Origin of the sequence: Kitasatospora sp. NPDC088861 (assembly GCF_044750105.1) — a bacterium.
In the GTDB taxonomy this organism is placed as follows: domain Bacteria; phylum Actinomycetota; class Actinomycetes; order Streptomycetales; family Streptomycetaceae; genus Kitasatospora.
In genome coordinates this window covers 606,534-621,400 of the sequence record NZ_JBIVJF010000001.1, presented here as the reverse complement: position 1 = coordinate 621,400, position 14,867 = coordinate 606,534, and the positions used below count along the sequence as shown (strand labels likewise).

At 73.4% G+C, this 14,867-nt stretch carries 14 protein-coding genes; 8 read left to right on the top strand and 6 right to left on the bottom strand.

Features of this window, described 5'->3' with window-relative positions; genetic code table 11:
* Positions 1-5: 5 nt before the first annotated feature.
* The 8 genes from rnpA to ACIP37_RS02655 all read left to right on the top strand — a co-directional run bounded on the left by rnpA (position 6) and on the right by ACIP37_RS02655 (position 6,624).
* A complete protein-coding gene (rnpA, locus tag ACIP37_RS02690; RefSeq protein ID WP_350876735.1) occupies positions 6-434 on the top strand; it encodes a ribonuclease P protein component in 429 nt (142 codons plus the stop codon).
* Complete coding sequence (gene yidD / locus ACIP37_RS02685) at positions 431-802, top strand: membrane protein insertion efficiency factor YidD (protein WP_063348465.1); 372 nt, start codon at positions 431-433, stop codon at positions 800-802. Before rnpA ends, yidD begins: the two co-directional genes overlap by 4 nt.
* Positions 799-1,962 carry a membrane protein insertase YidC gene (yidC, locus tag ACIP37_RS02680; RefSeq protein WP_363579875.1) on the top strand — a complete coding sequence of 388 codons (1,164 nt, stop codon included), beginning with the start codon at positions 799-801 and terminating at the stop codon, positions 1,960-1,962. Before yidD ends, yidC begins: the two co-directional genes overlap by 4 nt.
* An 82-nt stretch (positions 1,963-2,044) precedes the next feature.
* Complete coding sequence (locus tag ACIP37_RS02675; protein WP_363579874.1) at positions 2,045-2,575, top strand: R3H domain-containing nucleic acid-binding protein; 531 nt, start codon at positions 2,045-2,047, stop codon at positions 2,573-2,575.
* 178 nt (positions 2,576-2,753) lie between these two features.
* The gene (gene rsmG / locus ACIP37_RS02670) at positions 2,754-3,593 is read left to right on the top strand and encodes a 16S rRNA (guanine(527)-N(7))-methyltransferase RsmG (protein ID WP_363579873.1); all 840 of its coding nucleotides are present in this window, start codon (positions 2,754-2,756) and stop codon (positions 3,591-3,593) included.
* Between the two features lie 283 nt (positions 3,594-3,876).
* Positions 3,877-4,827: a ParA family protein gene (locus ACIP37_RS02665; protein ID WP_350876943.1), complete on the top strand. Its 951-nt coding sequence runs from the start codon at positions 3,877-3,879 to the stop codon at positions 4,825-4,827.
* A complete protein-coding gene (locus ACIP37_RS02660; protein ID WP_400804299.1) occupies positions 4,824-5,882 on the top strand; it encodes a ParB/RepB/Spo0J family partition protein in 1,059 nt (352 codons plus the stop codon). The genes ACIP37_RS02665 and ACIP37_RS02660 overlap by 4 nt, the downstream gene beginning before the upstream one ends.
* A gap of 124 nt (positions 5,883-6,006) precedes the next feature.
* Positions 6,007-6,624, top strand: coding sequence for a GNAT family N-acetyltransferase (locus tag ACIP37_RS02655; RefSeq protein ID WP_350876727.1), 618 nt, complete (start codon positions 6,007-6,009; stop codon positions 6,622-6,624).
* A 78-nt stretch (positions 6,625-6,702) separates the two neighbouring features.
* Here ACIP37_RS02655 and trxA read toward each other — a convergent pair whose 3' ends face one another.
* From trxA to murJ, 6 genes are all read right to left on the bottom strand, one after another.
* Positions 6,703-7,029, bottom strand: coding sequence for a thioredoxin (trxA, locus tag ACIP37_RS02650; RefSeq protein WP_363579871.1), 327 nt, complete (start codon positions 7,027-7,029; stop codon positions 6,703-6,705).
* A 143-nt stretch (positions 7,030-7,172) separates the two neighbouring features.
* Complete coding sequence (gene trxB, locus ACIP37_RS02645) at positions 7,173-8,141, bottom strand: thioredoxin-disulfide reductase (RefSeq protein ID WP_363579870.1); 969 nt, start codon at positions 8,139-8,141, stop codon at positions 7,173-7,175.
* 204 nt (positions 8,142-8,345) lie between these two features.
* A complete protein-coding gene (locus tag ACIP37_RS02640) occupies positions 8,346-9,314 on the bottom strand; it encodes a hypothetical protein (RefSeq protein WP_400804295.1) in 969 nt (322 codons plus the stop codon).
* Positions 9,311-10,030, bottom strand: a complete 720-nt coding sequence (gene sigM / locus ACIP37_RS02635) for an RNA polymerase sigma factor SigM (RefSeq protein WP_400804292.1) — start codon at positions 10,028-10,030, stop codon at positions 9,311-9,313. The genes ACIP37_RS02640 and sigM overlap by 4 nt, the downstream gene beginning before the upstream one ends.
* A 48-nt stretch (positions 10,031-10,078) precedes the next feature.
* Positions 10,079-12,052, bottom strand: coding sequence for a serine/threonine protein kinase (locus ACIP37_RS02630; protein WP_363579867.1), 1,974 nt, complete (start codon positions 12,050-12,052; stop codon positions 10,079-10,081).
* 307 nt (positions 12,053-12,359) lie between these two features.
* A complete protein-coding gene (gene murJ, locus ACIP37_RS02625; protein WP_400804288.1) occupies positions 12,360-14,843 on the bottom strand; it encodes a murein biosynthesis integral membrane protein MurJ in 2,484 nt (827 codons plus the stop codon).
* Positions 14,844-14,867 lie beyond the last annotated feature (24 nt).

The window sequence follows — 14,867 nt, the reverse complement described above, 5'->3', positions numbered from 1 at the left end:
CTGTTGTGCTGCCCTCCGAGAATCGGCTGCGGCGGCGCCAGGACTTCGCGACCGCGGTGAAACGCGGTCGCCGGGCCGGCCGGCCCCTTCTGGTCGTCCATCTCAGCAGAGAAGGCGACCCCAAGGGGCAGACCGACCGGACCAGCGACTCCCGCCCGCACGTCGCCGAGGGGACTCCTTCGGCGCGTGCGGGTTTCGTCGTGAGCAAGGCCGTCGGCCCGGCGGTCGTTCGCAACCTGGTCAAGCGCCGGTTGCGGCACCTCGTTCGTGATCGTCTGTCCAGGCTGCCCGCCGGTAGCCTGATAGTGGTGCGTGCGCTGCCCCAGGCCGCGACCGCCTCGTACCAGGACCTCGAACGTGACCTGGACGCGGCGCTGAAACGGTTGCTGAAGGTGGAGTCCGCCACGACGGCGCCGACGGGAGCAGGACGATGAAGTTCCTGCTGATGGGTCTGATCAGGGTCTACCAGTGGACCATCAGCCCACTGCTCGGTCCGGTCTGCCGCTACTACCCCTCCTGCTCGCACTACGGCTACGAGGCCGTGAAGGTGCACGGGGCGGTCAAGGGCGGCGGACTGACCGTGTGGCGCATCCTGCGCTGCAATCCGTGGACGCCCGGCGGGGTCGATCACGTTCCGCCGCGTAAGCATCCGGTGTGGCACCGGCGGCTGCGAGACTGGCTGAGCAGCCGGTCCGCCACCGGACAGCCGGTGACCACGACCCCCGCCGGTCCGGACCCCGAGGGCCCGGCGACCATTGGCCCCGAGGGGCCAATCCACATGTCCAAGGAGCCTGACCGGTGACCTTCTCCTTCCTGAATCCCCTGTACACAGCGGTGTCCTGGATCATCGTCCAGTTCCACTCGCTGTACAGCAACATCTTCGACCCGGACGGTGGCTGGGCCTGGGGTCTGGCCATCGCCTCGATGGTGGTCGTCATCCGGATCTGCCTGATCCCGCTCTTCGTGAAGCAGATCAAGGCGACCCGGGCCATGCAGGCGATCCAGCCGAAGATGAAGGCCATCCAGGAGCGCTACAAGAACGACAAGCAGCGCCAGTCCGAAGAGATGATGAAGCTGTACAAGGAGGCGGGTACCAACCCGTTCTCCAGCTGCCTTCCCATCATCGTGCAGGCGCCGTTCTTCACCGCCCTCTACGGCGTGCTCGCCAAGGTCGCCAAGAGCGAGCCGATCGGCGTCATCCACGGCGACCTGCTGCTGAGCGCCGGCAAGGCGCACATCTTCGGTGCCCCGCTCTCCGCGACCTTCGTCAGCAGCCACGAGACCAGCGTCAAGATCGTCACCGCGGTGATGATCATCATGATGTCGCTGTCGCAGTTCATCACCCAGCGCCAGCTGATGACCAAGAACGTCGACCTCACGGTCAAGACGCCGTTCATGCAGCAGCAGAAGATGCTGATGTACGTCTTCCCGGTGATGTTCGCCGTGATGGGCATCAACTTCCCCGTCGGTGTCCTGGTCTACTGGCTGACCACCAACGTCTGGTCGATGGGCCAGCAGCTGATCGTCATCCACAACAACCCGACCCCGGGCAGCAAGGCGTGGGACGAGCGGCAGGTCCGTCTGAAGAAGGCCGGCCGGCTGAACCCGGACGGTTCGGAGATCAAGGGCGCGCTCTGGGGCCTGCTGCCCCCGTCCAAGTCGACCCTCGACGCCGCCTCGGCGGCGGCCGCCGTGGTCGAGGAGTCGGCGCAGGCACGCCGCCAGCAGCCCCGCAAGCAGACCAAGGCGCAGCGCCAGCAGAGCGGTGCCGGTCAGCAGACCGCCGACCTGACCAAGGACACCGAGGCCCCGGCCGAGGAGCCCGCCGACACCGTCCCGGCCGACTCCGGTGCCAAGCCGGCGGCCGCCCAGCAGGGCCCGGCCAAGCCCGGCGCGGCCAAGCCGGGCACCGCTCGGCAGCAGCCCAAGCGTGGCGGCCAGCGGCCGAAGAAGAAGTCCTGACCGGCCCTGGACCCGTTGTGACAGTGCGCAGAGCTTCGTTCCCGGCCCACCAATCTGGGCCCATCTCCGAAGGAGTCCATCAGTGACGGAAGGCACCACCTCCGCCGTCGAGGCCGAGGCCGCCGCCAGCACCGACGAGATCGTCATCGCCCGACTGGAGCAGGAGGGCGACATCGCGGCGGACTACCTGGAGGGTCTGCTCGACATCGCCGACCTCGACGGTGACATCGACATGGACGTCGAGGGCGATCGCGCCCTGGTCTCCATCGTCGGTGAGGGCAACGACCGCGCGCTGCAGCGCCTGGTCGGCCAGGACGGCGAGGTGCTGGAGGCGCTGCAGGAGCTGACCCGGTTGGCTGTCCACCGGGAGACCGGGGAGCGCAGCCGCCTCATGCTGGACATTGCCGGCTTCCGGGCCCGCAAGCGCTCCGAGCTGGCCGCGCTCGGTGCCGAGGCCGCCGAGCAGGCGAAGAGCAGCGGCGAGCAGGTCAAGCTGCGGCCGATGACGCCCTTCGAGCGCAAGGTCGTCCACGACGCGGTCGCGGCCGCCGGTCTGCGCAGCGAGTCGGAGGGCGAGGAGCCCGAGCGGTGCGTGGTCGTGCTGCCGGTCTGAGGCCGGCGGTACGACGACCGGCCGCCGAGGCGGCCGGTGGGCTTCACCGGACGCGACCCCGTCCGCCTCGTGCGGGCGGGGTCGTCGTCCCTTCGCGGGGCGTGGGCCCGGCGCGAGATGTTTCACGTGAAACTGTGCGGAGAGCGGGTCGGTGGATCCGGGGATCGGAGAGGTCGAGATGGACACGGAGAACGCGGCCGCTGGCCGGCCGGGGGCGGACGACGTGAATCCGGCCGCTGCGGGGCCGGCCGCCGAGGCGGTCGAGGCGACCGAGGTGCCCGAGCTGGCCGAGGCCCCGGCCGTCGCCCGGGAGGTCTTCGGTGATCGTTTCGACGCCGCGGTCCGCTACACCGAGCTGCTGGCCACCGCGGGCGTGCGGCGCGGGCTGATCGGGCCGCGCGAGGTGCCCCGGCTCTGGGACCGGCACGTCCTCAACTGCGCGGTGCTCGCGGAGCTGCTGCCGGCCGGCTCCACCCTGTGCGACGTCGGCTCCGGTGCCGGCCTGCCGGGCATCCCGGTGGCGCTGGCCCGTCCGGACGTCTCGGTGACGCTGCTGGAGCCGCTGCTGCGGCGGACCACCTTCCTGGAGGAGGTCGTCCGGGAGCTGGGGCTGGAGAACGTCACGGTGCTGCGCGGCCGCGCCGAGGAGATGGTCGGCAAGCTCGCGGTGGACGTGGTGACCGCTCGGGCGGTGGCGCCGCTGGACCGGCTGGCCGGCTGGGGGATGCCGCTGCTCCGTCCGCACGGGCAGATGCTGGCGCTCAAGGGCGACAGCGCCGAGCAGGAGCTGGCCGACTCGCGGGCCGGGCTGACCAAGCTGGGTGCGGTCGAGTGGAGCGTGATCTCGGTCGGCGAGGGCACCCTGGAGACCTCGACCCGGGTGGTCCAGGTCAAGGCGGGGGAGAGCCCCGGCGGGGTGAAGGCCGCGACCCGGCGGGCGAAGGCGGCCCGGGCCGGACGGAACGCGGGCGCCCGGACCGGCGAGCGCAGCCGGGGCGGGCGGCGCCGCAGCCGCTGAGGCGGGTGACGCCGGACACGCTCGACGACGGGCGGGTGGTTCCTCCTGAGGGGGGAGCCGCCCGCCCGTCGGCGTTCCGGTGGCCGTCGGGGTGACGGCCGGTCGACGGGAGGACACCGGCGTGTCGCAACGTCAGATTTCCGACATAGCGGGCATGGTGTTTCACGTGAAACGTCGCTCCTTGCTCTCGGGAATCCTCGGCCGCAGCCGGGCGGCGACTGTTGCCGCTCCGGTTTCACGTGAAACACTGACCCTCATGCAGGACTCGGAGACCATCGACCAGATCGATGACACGCCCATCGCGAGGGCTGCCCAGGCTGCGGTTCAGGCGATCGGCCGAGCGGGTGAGGGTCTTCCCCGCCCCGGCGCCACCCGGGTGATCGTGGTCGCCAACCAGAAGGGCGGGGTCGGCAAGACCACCACCACCGTCAACCTGGCCGCCTCGCTCGCCATGCACGGACTGCGCGTCCTGGTCGTCGACCTCGACCCGCAGGGCAACGCCTCCACCGCCCTCGGCATCGACCACCATGCCGAGGTGCCCTCCGTCTACGACGTCCTGGTCGAGGGCAAGCCGCTCGCCGACGTGGTGCAGCCGGTGGTGGACGTCGAGGGGCTGTTCTGCGTCCCCGCGACCATCGACCTGGCCGGCGCCGAGATCGAGCTGGTGTCGCTGGTGGCCCGGGAGAGCCGGCTCCAGCGCGCCATCGCCGCCTACGAGCAGCCGCTGGACTACGTCCTGATCGACTGTCCGCCCTCGCTGGGCCTGCTGACGGTCAACGCCCTGGTGGCCGGGCGGGAGGTGCTGATCCCGATCCAGTGCGAGTACTACGCGCTGGAGGGCCTGGGCCAGCTGCTGCGCAACGTCGAACTGGTGCGCGCGCACCTCAACCCCGCGCTGCACGTCTCGACCATCCTGCTCACCATGTACGACGCCCGGACGAGGCTGGCCGCCCAGGTCGCCGAGGAGGTCCGGACGCACTTCCCGCAGGAGGTGCTGAGCACCGCGATCCCGCGCTCGGTGCGCATCTCGGAGGCGCCCAGCTACGGTCAGACGGTCCTCACCTACGACCCGGGCTCGACCGGGGCGCTCTCCTACCTGGAGGCCGCCCGCGAGCTCGGGCTGCGCGCGGCGGGGACGGGCGGCGGCCCGCTCCTGGGGCAGCAGCGGCACGGCAGCGGTACGGGGCACGGAGCCCCGGTGGCACAGCACGGTACGACGGAGGGTCATCGGTGAGCGGTCGCAGGGGTTTGGGACGAGGGCTGGAGGCGCTGATCCGCCCCGCCGTGCCGGTGGACGGCGGGGCCGCGCCCGCACCGGCCCCGGTGGGGGCGACCGGCGCGACGTCCCCGACCTCGGTACCGACGCTGCCGACCGGCCGCGGCACGGTGGCGGCCCGGGCGGCCGCGGAGAAGCGGGCCGAGCAGGCGCAGCCGGCGCTGGCGGCCGGTGCCTTCTTCGCGGAGCTGCCGCTGGACGCGATCACGTCCAACCCGCGTCAGCCGCGTGAGGTCTTCGACGACGACAAGCTGGCCGAGCTGGTCGTCTCGATCAAGGAGGTCGGTCTGCTCCAGCCGATCGTGGTGCGCCAGGTCGCGCCCGATCGCTTCGAGCTGATCATGGGCGAGCGCCGCTGGCGCGCCTCCAAGGAGGCCGGGCTGAAGCAGATCCCGGCGATCGTTCGCGCCACCGAGGACGACAAGCTGCTGCTGGACGCCCTGCTGGAGAACCTGCACCGGGCCGAGCTGAACCCGTTGGAGGAGGCGGCCGCCTACGACCAGTTGCTGCGGGACTTCTCCTGCACCCACGACGAGCTGGCCGACCGGATCGGCCGCTCGCGTTCGCACGTCTCCAACACGCTGCGGCTGCTGAAGCTCTCGCCCACCGTGCAGAGCCGGGTCGCCGCCGGAGTGCTGACCGCCGGCCACGCCCGGGCGCTGCTCGGGGTGCCGGACGACGAGCGGCGGGAGCTGTTGGCCAAGCGGATCGTCGCGGAGGGCCTCTCGGTGCGGACCACCGAGGAGATCGTCGCGCTGATGGCCGAGGAGGAGGACCGGAAGCCGAAGCGCCAGGCGCCGAAGGCGGGCAAGCTGATCTCCCCGGCCTTCAACGATCTGGCGAGCCGGCTGTCGGACCGCTTCGACACCCGGGTCAAGGTCGAGGTGTCGCAGCGCGGCGGCAAGCTGGGCAAGGGCAAGGTGGTGCTGGAGTTCGGTTCGGTGGAGGACCTGAACCGGATCCTGGACAGCCTGGCCCCGGGCGAGGACGGTCTGCGGCTGTCGCAGGGCTGAGCCGGGCCGGGGACGACACCCGATGGGTGCATGTTCCGCGTGAGCACTGTTTCACGTGAAACATGCACCCGTCGGCGTCTGTGGGGGCATGCTCGACCGTGAAGTGGAGGAGGAGGTGCGGGGCATGGGACGCCGGATCGCTCCGCTGACCCTGGACAACCTCGCCGATCTGCCGACGACCTGCCGCTCCTGCGTGTTCTGGGAGCTGGACCCGGTCAGCGGGAAGGCGGCGGTGGAGTCCGGGAAGCCGGAGCTGGAGAAGGAGGGGTGGATCTCCGCGGTGCTGCTGGAGTGGGGGTCCTGCGGTCGGATCGTCTACGTGGACGACCAGCCGGCCGGCTTCGTGCTGTACGCGCCGCCCGCCTACGTCCCCCGGTCGCAGTCCTTCCCGACCAGTCCGGTCTCGCCGGACGCCGTCCAGCTGATGGTCAGCCGGGTGGTTCCGGGCTACCAGCGGCAGGGGCTCGGCCGGGTGCTGGTGCAGACCGTGGCCAAGGACCTGCTCGGGCGCGGGGTGCGGGCGATCGAGGCCTTCGGCTCGGCCGGTCCCGAGCCGGTCAGCTGCGTGCTGCCGGCCGACCACCTGCTCGCGGTCGGCTTCAAGACCGTCCGCTCGCATCACCGTTACCCGCGACTGCGGCTGGAGGCGCGCACCACGCTGTCCTGGCGGGGCGATGTGGAGGTGGCGCTGGAGCGGCTGCTCGGCGGGGCGCGCAAGGAGCCGGCGCTGCGGCCGTTCTGAGGCGGGTGGAAACGACGGCGGCGGGGCTCCCCGGTGTGGGGAGCCCCGCCGCCGTCGTACGGTCGACGACCGGTCGACCTAGATGAAGCCGTCCAGCTCGCGCAGCAGCGCGGCCTTCGGACGGGCACCGGTGATGGACTTCACCGGCTCGCCGCCCTTGTAGAGGATCAGGGTCGGGATCGAGATGACGCCGTACTGGGCGGCGGTCGCCTGGTTGGCGTCCACGTCCAGCTTGGCGATGGTCAGCTTGTCGCCGTGCTCGGACGCGATCTCGTCCAGGATCGGGGCGACCTGGCGGCACGGGCCGCACCAGGTGGCCCAGAAGTCGACGAGCACGGGCTTGTCGCTGTCCAGGACGTCGGCCTTGAACGTCGCGTCGGTGACGGTGGTGGTGGCGCCGGCCACGGGAACTCCTCGGGTTCGGACGGAGGGGGCTGCTGCCAGGTGAACAACGGGCGGGCCCGTTCTGTTTCGCCCTGGCCGGGGCGGGGGTGTTTCACGTGAAACGGGTGTCACACCCCCGCGGGGGTCGGTCGGTGGCGAGGGGGTCAGACCGCCACGGCGGCGGTGGCCTTGGCCTCCAGGTCGTCCAGGGCGGCGAGGTGGCGCTCGGCGTCCAGCGCGGCGGAGCAGCCGGTGCCGGAGGCCGTGATGGCCTGGCGGTAGGTGTGGTCCACGACGTCGCCGGCGCCGAACACGCCCGGGATGTTGGTCCGGGTCGAGGGCGCCTCGACCTTGAGGTAGCCCTCCGCGTCGAGGTCCAGCTGGCCCTTGAACAGGTCGGTGCGCGGGTCGTGGCCGATCGCGATGAACAGGCCGGTGACGGCCAGCTCGCGGGTCTCGCCGGTGGTGGTGTCGCGCAGGGTGACGCCGCTCAGCTTCGGGTCGCCGTGGATGGCCTCGACCGCGCTGTCCCACTCGAAGCGGATCTTCTCGTCGGCGAAGGCGCGCTCCTGCATCGCCTTGGAGGCGCGCAGGCTGTCCCGGCGGTGGATGATCGTGACGCTCTTGGCGAAGCGGGAGAGGAAGGTCGCCTCCTCCAGGGCGGTGTCGCCGCCGCCGACCACCGCGATGTCCTGGTCGCGGAAGAAGAAGCCGTCGCAGGTGGCGCACCAGGAGACACCGCGACCGGAGAGCTTGTCCTCGTTCGGCAGGCCGAGCTTGCGGTGCTGGGAGCCGGTGGTGACGATCACGGCGCGCGCCCGGTGCACGTTGCCCTCGGAGTCGGTGACGGTCTTGATGTCACCGGTGAGGTCGACCGAGACGATGTCGTCCGGGATCAGCTCGGCGCCGAAGCGCTCGGCCTGCGCCCGCATGTTGTCCATCAGCTCGGGGCCCATGATGCCGTCCCGGAAGCCCGGGAAGTTCTCGACCTCGGTGGTGTTCATCAGGGCGCCGCCGGCGGTGACGGCCCCCTCGAAGACCAGCGGCTTGAGGGAGGCCCGCGCCGTGTAGAGCGCGGCCGTGTAGCCGGCCGGGCCGGAACCGATGATGATCACGTTACGGACGTCGCTCACTGCATCTCCTGGTTCGCATCGCGACCCGCGCTAGGTGCGGGGAGGGCGGTTCTGCTCCGCCGCCCGGGACAACGACTGACCAGTGTCTCGCATTCCCAGGCGGATCAGTACCAGGCGGCCGCACTGTGGGAGCGGCGCGGCGCCCCGCTCGTCGATCGCATGGGAACGGAGCCCCGATCCCCGGGACCTCCGATCCCCGGGACGTCAACGGGTGGGGACGGTGCGCTGCAGCACGACCGGGCCGCAGCCGGGGGAGCGCAGGTAGACGTCCGCGAACCCGGGCCGGCCGGGCGCAGGGTAGACCAGGGCCTCGACCGGGGCGCCCGCGTAGCTGCCGTGGTCGGTGGCGAGCGGCACACCCTCGGCGGGGGCCGGGCAGGACGGCGGGGATGACGGCGGGGAGGCCTGGGCGGTGAGCTCCTGGCGGCCGTCGGCGGGCATCGCGGCGGAGGGCTTGGCGGGCCCGGTCGGGCGCAGCCCGGGGGCGGTGCCCGACCGGGCCAGCAGCTGCTGGATCTGGGTGGCGAGCTGATCGTCCTGGTAGGTCGGGCCGGCTCCCGCGGCGTGGTCGGCGCGGGAGCTCTGCGCCGTGCCGGGGCTCGCGCCGGTGCCGAGGGAGGCGGAGGCGGGGGCGCCGGCGGACAGGGCCGGGTGCTGGTCGTCCTGGCCGGCCGGGTGCAGCAGCAGGGCTGCGCCGAGGGCGATCGCGGCCAGGGCGGCGGCTGCGCCGAGCAGCAGGCCGGCGCGCCGCCGGTGGGGGCGGGGGCGGGGCCGGCCCGGGCCGGTGGGCGCGGCGGGCCGGGAAGGGGGTGCGGCGGGCGCCGCGGCGGCCCGGGCGGCCGGGGCAGGGGCGGCGGCCCGGGAGGCTGCGAGGGGGGCGTTCTCGGCCTCCTCCGCCGCTGCGGAGGCGGCGGCCGAGGCGAGGGCGGCGTCCAGCCGGGCGGCGACGTCGGCGGGCATCGGCGGGGCTTCGACGGCGCCGAGCAGTGCCTGGACCTCACCGAGCGCGTCGGCGGTCTCGCGGCACTCGGCGCAGCCGTCCAGGTGCCGACGCAGCGTCCGGGCGGCGTCGGCGGACTCGACCAGCCCCTCGGCGAGGTCGGCGAGCTCGTCGACGGAGGGGTGGTCCTCGGCGGGGCCGGCGGGGCCGGGGGAGGAGAGGTGGGCCGTCATCGCGTGCTCGCGTCTCCTTCCAGAACCGTCCGACCGGTGTTCGGGCCTGTCCCTGTGACGGTGCCGGTGCCCGTCGGGTTCCCCGGCGCGTTCCGCCGAGGTGGCGGGGCCGCGCCGGGGGCGTTCGGTGTTTCACGTGAAACATCCGGCCCGCCGCCGCTCTCGCGCAGGTGGCGGACCAGCGGGAGCAGCCGGGCCCGGCCCCGGGCGCAGCGGCTCTTCACCGTGCCCACCGGGACGCCCAGCAGCTCGGCGGCCTCGGCGACGGGGTAGCCCTGCATGTCGACCAGGACCAGCGCGGCCCGCTGCTCGGCGGGCAGCTCGGCGAGCGCGGCGGCCAGCTCGCGCTGCACCTCGGCCCGGACCACCGGGGAGTCGGCCGGTTCCGCGGCGCCGACCAGGGTGTCCAGGCGCCGCGGGTCCTCGTCGAGCGGGGTGGTGCGGCGGGTGGCGCTGCGCCGGGCGCGGTCCAGACAGGCGTTGACCACGATCCGGTGCAGCCAGGTGGTGACCGCCGAGCGGCCCTGGAAGCCGGGGGCGGCGCGGAAGGCGGAGACCAGGGCGTCCTGGAGGGCGTCGGCGGCCTCCTCGCGGTCGCCCAGGGTGCGCAGGGCGACCGCCCAGAGCCGGTCGCGGTGGCGGTTCACCAGGAGGCCGAAGGCGTCCGGGTCGCCGGCGACGTGCCGGGCGAGCAGCGCCGCGTCGTCCTCCGCCACCGTCACCCCTCGCCCCCCTCGCCGTCGTTCCGCAGGCCGGACCTCCGGTCAGCCGGAGACCTTGACCTCGGCGACCTGCCCGCGGAACTTGCCATCCGTATCCTTCGGCAGGCTGGTCAGCCAGATCAAGAGGAAGCGGGTGTTCGTCGGGGCGTTGAGAGCGAAGTCGACGCTGCTGCCGCTCTTCTTCCCCACGGTCGTGAAGGAGGTCAGCGGCGCCTTCTGCGGGTTGTCCGCCGCCTGGCCGTTCGGGATCCGCAGCTCGGCCGTGGTGGTGCCGACGAACTGGACGCTCACCGAGCTGACGGCGTGCGGCGAGCCGAGGTCGATCAGCAGACCGGTGCCCTCCTTGTAGCCGCCCGGGACGAACTGGTCGTCGTAGCCGAAGGTCGGCCAGCTCGTGCTGGGGTCGCCGTCGATGGCCTTGGGGAGGGCCCAGGCGGATTCCGCCGAGTCGCCCTTCGGGTTGTACGAGAGGGCGGCCTTGGGCGCGATCGGCGTCGGATTGTGGGTGCTGGCCTGCGGGGTCGGCGCGTCGCTGGTGGCCGAGGCCCGCGGGGGGGTGCCCGGTCCGGTGTTGCGCAGGTTGTCCACGAACTGCCAGGAGGCGACGCCGATGGCGCCCAGGGCGACCGTCCAGGCCGTCGCCTTGACGACTCGGCGCAGCCGCCGCCGGGTGCGCCGGTTCGAGGTCGGCCGGGACGAGGCGGGCAGCGGGGCGACGGCCGGGTCGGCCACCCGGGTCGGGTTGGGCGCGGTCGGCAGCGCGTGGGTGTTGTGCCGGGGCGGGGCCGGGAAGGCGGGCAGCTCCGGTTCGGGCTGGCGGATCCGGGGCATCTGCGCGATCGCCCGGGTCAGCTCCTCCGGGGTGGTGATCGGCTCGGCGTGGTGCGGCGGGTGGTCGAACAGGGCCCGCGCGGCCAGCTCGGACAGGCCCTTGTGGACGCCCGCGCGGACCTGGTCCGGCGCGGCGTTCTGGAGGCCCTTGGGCAGGCCCTGGAGGTCGTAGCGGTCCTCCGGGTAGGGCCAGCGGTGGGTGAGCGCGGCGAACAGCAGGGCGCCGATCGCGCGGGTGTCGGTGCGCTCGGAGCCGTCGGTGCCGTCCTCGTCGGGCAGCCCGCGCAGGGCGGCGTCCACCGCGATGCCGTTGATCCGGTACTGGCCGCTGTCGGTGCGCAGCACGCAGCGCGGGGTGAGCCGCAGGTGGGCCTGGCCGCGCCGGTGGGCGGCGGCGACCGCGTCGGTCACCTGGCGGACCATCTGGTACGCCTCGTGCGGCTCCATCGGGCCGTCGGCGAGCAGCTTGGCGAGGTCGGAGGCGTGCGGCAGCCACTCCCGCACGACGTAGACCAGCTCGCCCTCCTGGACGGCGTCCAGGACCTGGACGAAGCGCGGGTCGCCGAGCAGGGCGGCGGACTTCGCGGCGGCGAGCACCTTGCGGGCGCGCTGGTGGCCGGAGGCCATCAGGTGGACGCCGACGGCCCGGCGCAGCTTCTCGTCGACCGCGCGCCAGCTGCTGAAGGTCTCGGTCTGGGAGATGCACTCCTCCAGCCGGTACCGGTGGCCGATCATGTCGCCGCTGTGCCGCAGCGGGGCGGGGAGGGTGCGGGGCAGGGTGGCGGTGTCGCGCGGGTCGACGGTGGGCTGCGGGTCGGTGGGGCGGCGCTTGGCGGCCGCGGGCTCCGGGGCGGCGGGCTTGCGCCGGGCGGTGCCCGCGGCCAGCTCGGCGGCGATCTCGTGGGCCGAGAGCGGAGCGGTGATCTCCGAGGTCTCCTCGCCGTGGGGGGTGTCCTGGCCGGCGTCGGAGGCGTCGGTGCCCGCGTCGGCGGCCACCGGGGTGTCCGGGGCGGCGCCCCGGTCCTCGGGCGCGTCCTCGGACGGGTCCTTGGAGGAGGTGTCGGCGGCGCCCGCCGGGGCGGCCTTCCCCGCCGTGAGCTCGTCGATCGCCGCGGCCAGTGCGGCCTCGTCCGCCGCCGCGTCAGCTGCTGACGTGTCGACGACCGCCTTGGTGCCATCAGCCACCGTGGTCCTGCCTCCCCTTGTGTCGCCCCGGCTTGAGAGAGTCGCTGGAGCCCGCGGGTTGGCGGCCACGTGCTCCAGGACAATTGTGCCCACTCTTCTCCACCGAGTACGACCGCTGAGGGGCGCGCTCGGTTGCGTGCTGGTGGAGAGATGTGGTGCAGATCCGACACCGGGCCGCCATCTCGCGGCCCGGGCGGAGCCGGGCGCGGGCGGCGGCCCGGCACCCGGCCGGACGGGCGGAGGAGCCGGTGGCTCCCGTTGACACCCGGTCAGGGCGCCCGCTCGTCCGGTCGGTCGGTGTGGTGGATCAGCGGCCCAGCCGGCCGCGCACCATGCCGAGCATGGCGTTGAGCTCCTCGATCCGCAGGCGCTTCGCGATCAGCACGAACACGGCCAGCTGGAGGCCGCCGCCCGCGACGAGGGACAGCACGCTGCCCATCCAGCCGTCGAGCACCTGCTGGACCGCCAGGCTGACGCCGAGGCCGACCAGCGCGGACGGCACGCCGGCGGTGGCCAGCCGGCTGTACGTCTTGCCGATCCGCTTGCTGTCCAGCCCGCCGATCTTCTTCTTCAGCTTCGGCAGTGCGACCGCCACCCCGACGGCGTAGGCCAGACCATAGCCGAAGGACATCCCGATCACGGCCCACTGGGCGGGCAGCGTGAACCAGCAGAGCACCGAGAACCCGGCCTGGCAGACCGCGACCCAGACGGTGTTGGAGAACGGCGTCCGGGTGTCCTCGTAGGCGTAGAAGCCGCGCAGCATCACGTACTGGGCCGAGTACGGGATCAGCCCGAGCGCGAAGGCCGACAGCATCAGGCCGACGTTGGTGGCGTTGTCCAGGGCCCGGTCACCGCCGCCGATCCCGTAGATCGAGCGGGCGATCACCGGGCCGAGCGACAGGAACAGGAAGGCGCCCGGGACGACCGCCACCGCGGTGGTGCGCAGCCCGTACGACAGGTCGTCGCGGACGGCGCCGGCGTCCTCGTCGGCCGCCGCCCGGGAGAGCCGGGGGAGCACCGCGCTCATGATCGAGACGGTGATCACGGCCTGCGGGAGCTGCCAGATCAGCAGGGCGTTGGAGAACGCCGCGAGGCCGACGCCCTCGTGGCCGCCCTTCTCGGCGGCGCTGCCGGCGGCGGTGGCCAGCTGGGTGATGACCAGGTAGCCGGCCTGGTTGGCGAGCACGAAGAAGAAGGTCCACTTGGCCAGCCGGGCGGCCTTGCCCAGGCCGTGGCCGCGCCAGTCGAAGCGCGGCCGGTAGCGGAAGCCGGCCGACCGCAGGTACGGGATCATCGCCAGCGACTGGACGACCAGGCCGAGCAGGGTGCCGAGGCCGAGCAGCCGGACGCCCTCGGGCGAGATGCCCTCGGGGGTCACCTGAGTGCCGCTGTAGCCGCCGAACACCCAGATGTAGGCGCCGAAGGTGAAGATCACCACGATGTTGTTGAGGACCGGGGTCCACATCATGGCGCCGAACCGGCCGCGGGCGTTGAGGATCTGCCCCATCACCACGTGGACGCCCATGAAGAAGATGGTCGGCAGGCAGTACCGGGCCAGCGCGACCGTGGTCTCGGCGCGGTCCGCGTTCTCCATCATCGAGTGCGAGATCAGCTGCACCAGCAGCGGTGCCCCGAGCACCGCGAGGAACACCACGCCACCGAGCCCGACCATCACCAGGGTGAGCAGCCGGCTGGCGTACGCGGTGCCGCCGTCCTCGTCGTTCTTCATGCTGCGCACCAGCTGCGGCACGAAGACGGCGTTCAGCGCGCCGCCGCCGATCAGGATGTACAGCAGGGTCGGCAGGGTGTACGCGGCGTTGTACGAGTCGCCCATGACGGCGACGCCGATGGCCGCGGTGATCACCATGGTCCGGACGAAGCCGGTGCCGCGGGAGACCAGCGTGCCCGCCGCCATGATCGCGCTGGAGTTCAGCAGGCTCGCGACCTTGCCGCCGCCGGCCGCCGGGGCGGGCTCGGCCGCGGGCGCCAGCTGTGCGGCGCGCTCCTCGGCGACGAGGTCCGCCAGCGGCTCCACCGCCGGCGGCACCGCCACGGCGGCCACCTGCATGGTGGCCTCGTCCTCGGAGAGCGGCGGGTCGAACTCGATCGGGGGGACGAAGGGGCGGTGCCCGTCCGGGCCGGCGTACTGCTGCTGCCCCTGGTAGCCGCCCATCGGAGGGTACGGCGCGGGGGCGACCGGCGGCACGGCGGCGGCGGGGGGCGGGGGCGCGACCGGCGGTGCCGTCGGGTGCGCCGGGGCGGGCGGGGGCACCGGCGGCTGGGCCGCGGCCTGCGCCTGGTGGCCGCCGAACAGCGCGTCCACCCCGACGTACTCGGTGGTCTCGCTGTCCCAGGTCGAGTGCGCCGGGCCCGGCTCCCACTGCGGCCGGGGCTGCTCAGGGCCGCCCCACTGGCCGCCGCCGGCCGGAGCCGGGGCCTCCTGCCAGGCGGCCTGCACCGGGGTGTCCCAGCCGGGCTGCACGGGCGGCACCGGGGCCGCGAACGGCGTCGGCGCCGAGTACTGCGCCGGCGGCACCGGCGTCGGGTAGCCGCCGCCCTGCGGCGGCAGCTGCGGCGGCACGTCGTACGCGGTGGCCGGCGGCTGAGGCGCCGCGGGCCGGTCGGCCCGCAGACCGTACGGGTCCTGGCCGGCCTGCGGGTTCCCGTACGCGTCGGCCGCGTACGGGTCCTGGGCGTAGGTGTCGGCCACGTACCAGTCGCCGGACGGCGACTCGGCGCCCGGCCGGTTCTCACCGCGGCCCGGCGGCCGCTCCTCGCTGCGCCCGGTCATGTCACCTCTTCGCTGTCGTGGGGG

Bases quoted from the DNA above. Each gene is read 5' to 3' on its own strand.
- yidD (WP_063348465.1), top strand. From the start codon at position 431: ATGAAGTTCCTGCTGATGGGTCTGATCAGGGTCTACCAGTGGACCATC.
- rsmG (WP_363579873.1), top strand. From the start codon at position 2,754: ATGGACACGGAGAACGCGGCCGCTGGCCGGCCGGGGGCGGACGACGTG.
- ACIP37_RS02655 (WP_350876727.1), top strand. From the start codon at position 6,007: ATGGGACGCCGGATCGCTCCGCTGACCCTGGACAACCTCGCCGATCTG.
- ACIP37_RS02640 (WP_400804295.1), bottom strand. From the start codon at position 9,314: ATGACGGCCCACCTCTCCTCCCCCGGCCCCGCCGGCCCCGCCGAGGAC.
- murJ (WP_400804288.1), bottom strand. From the start codon at position 14,843: ATGACCGGGCGCAGCGAGGAGCGGCCGCCGGGCCGCGGTGAGAACCGG.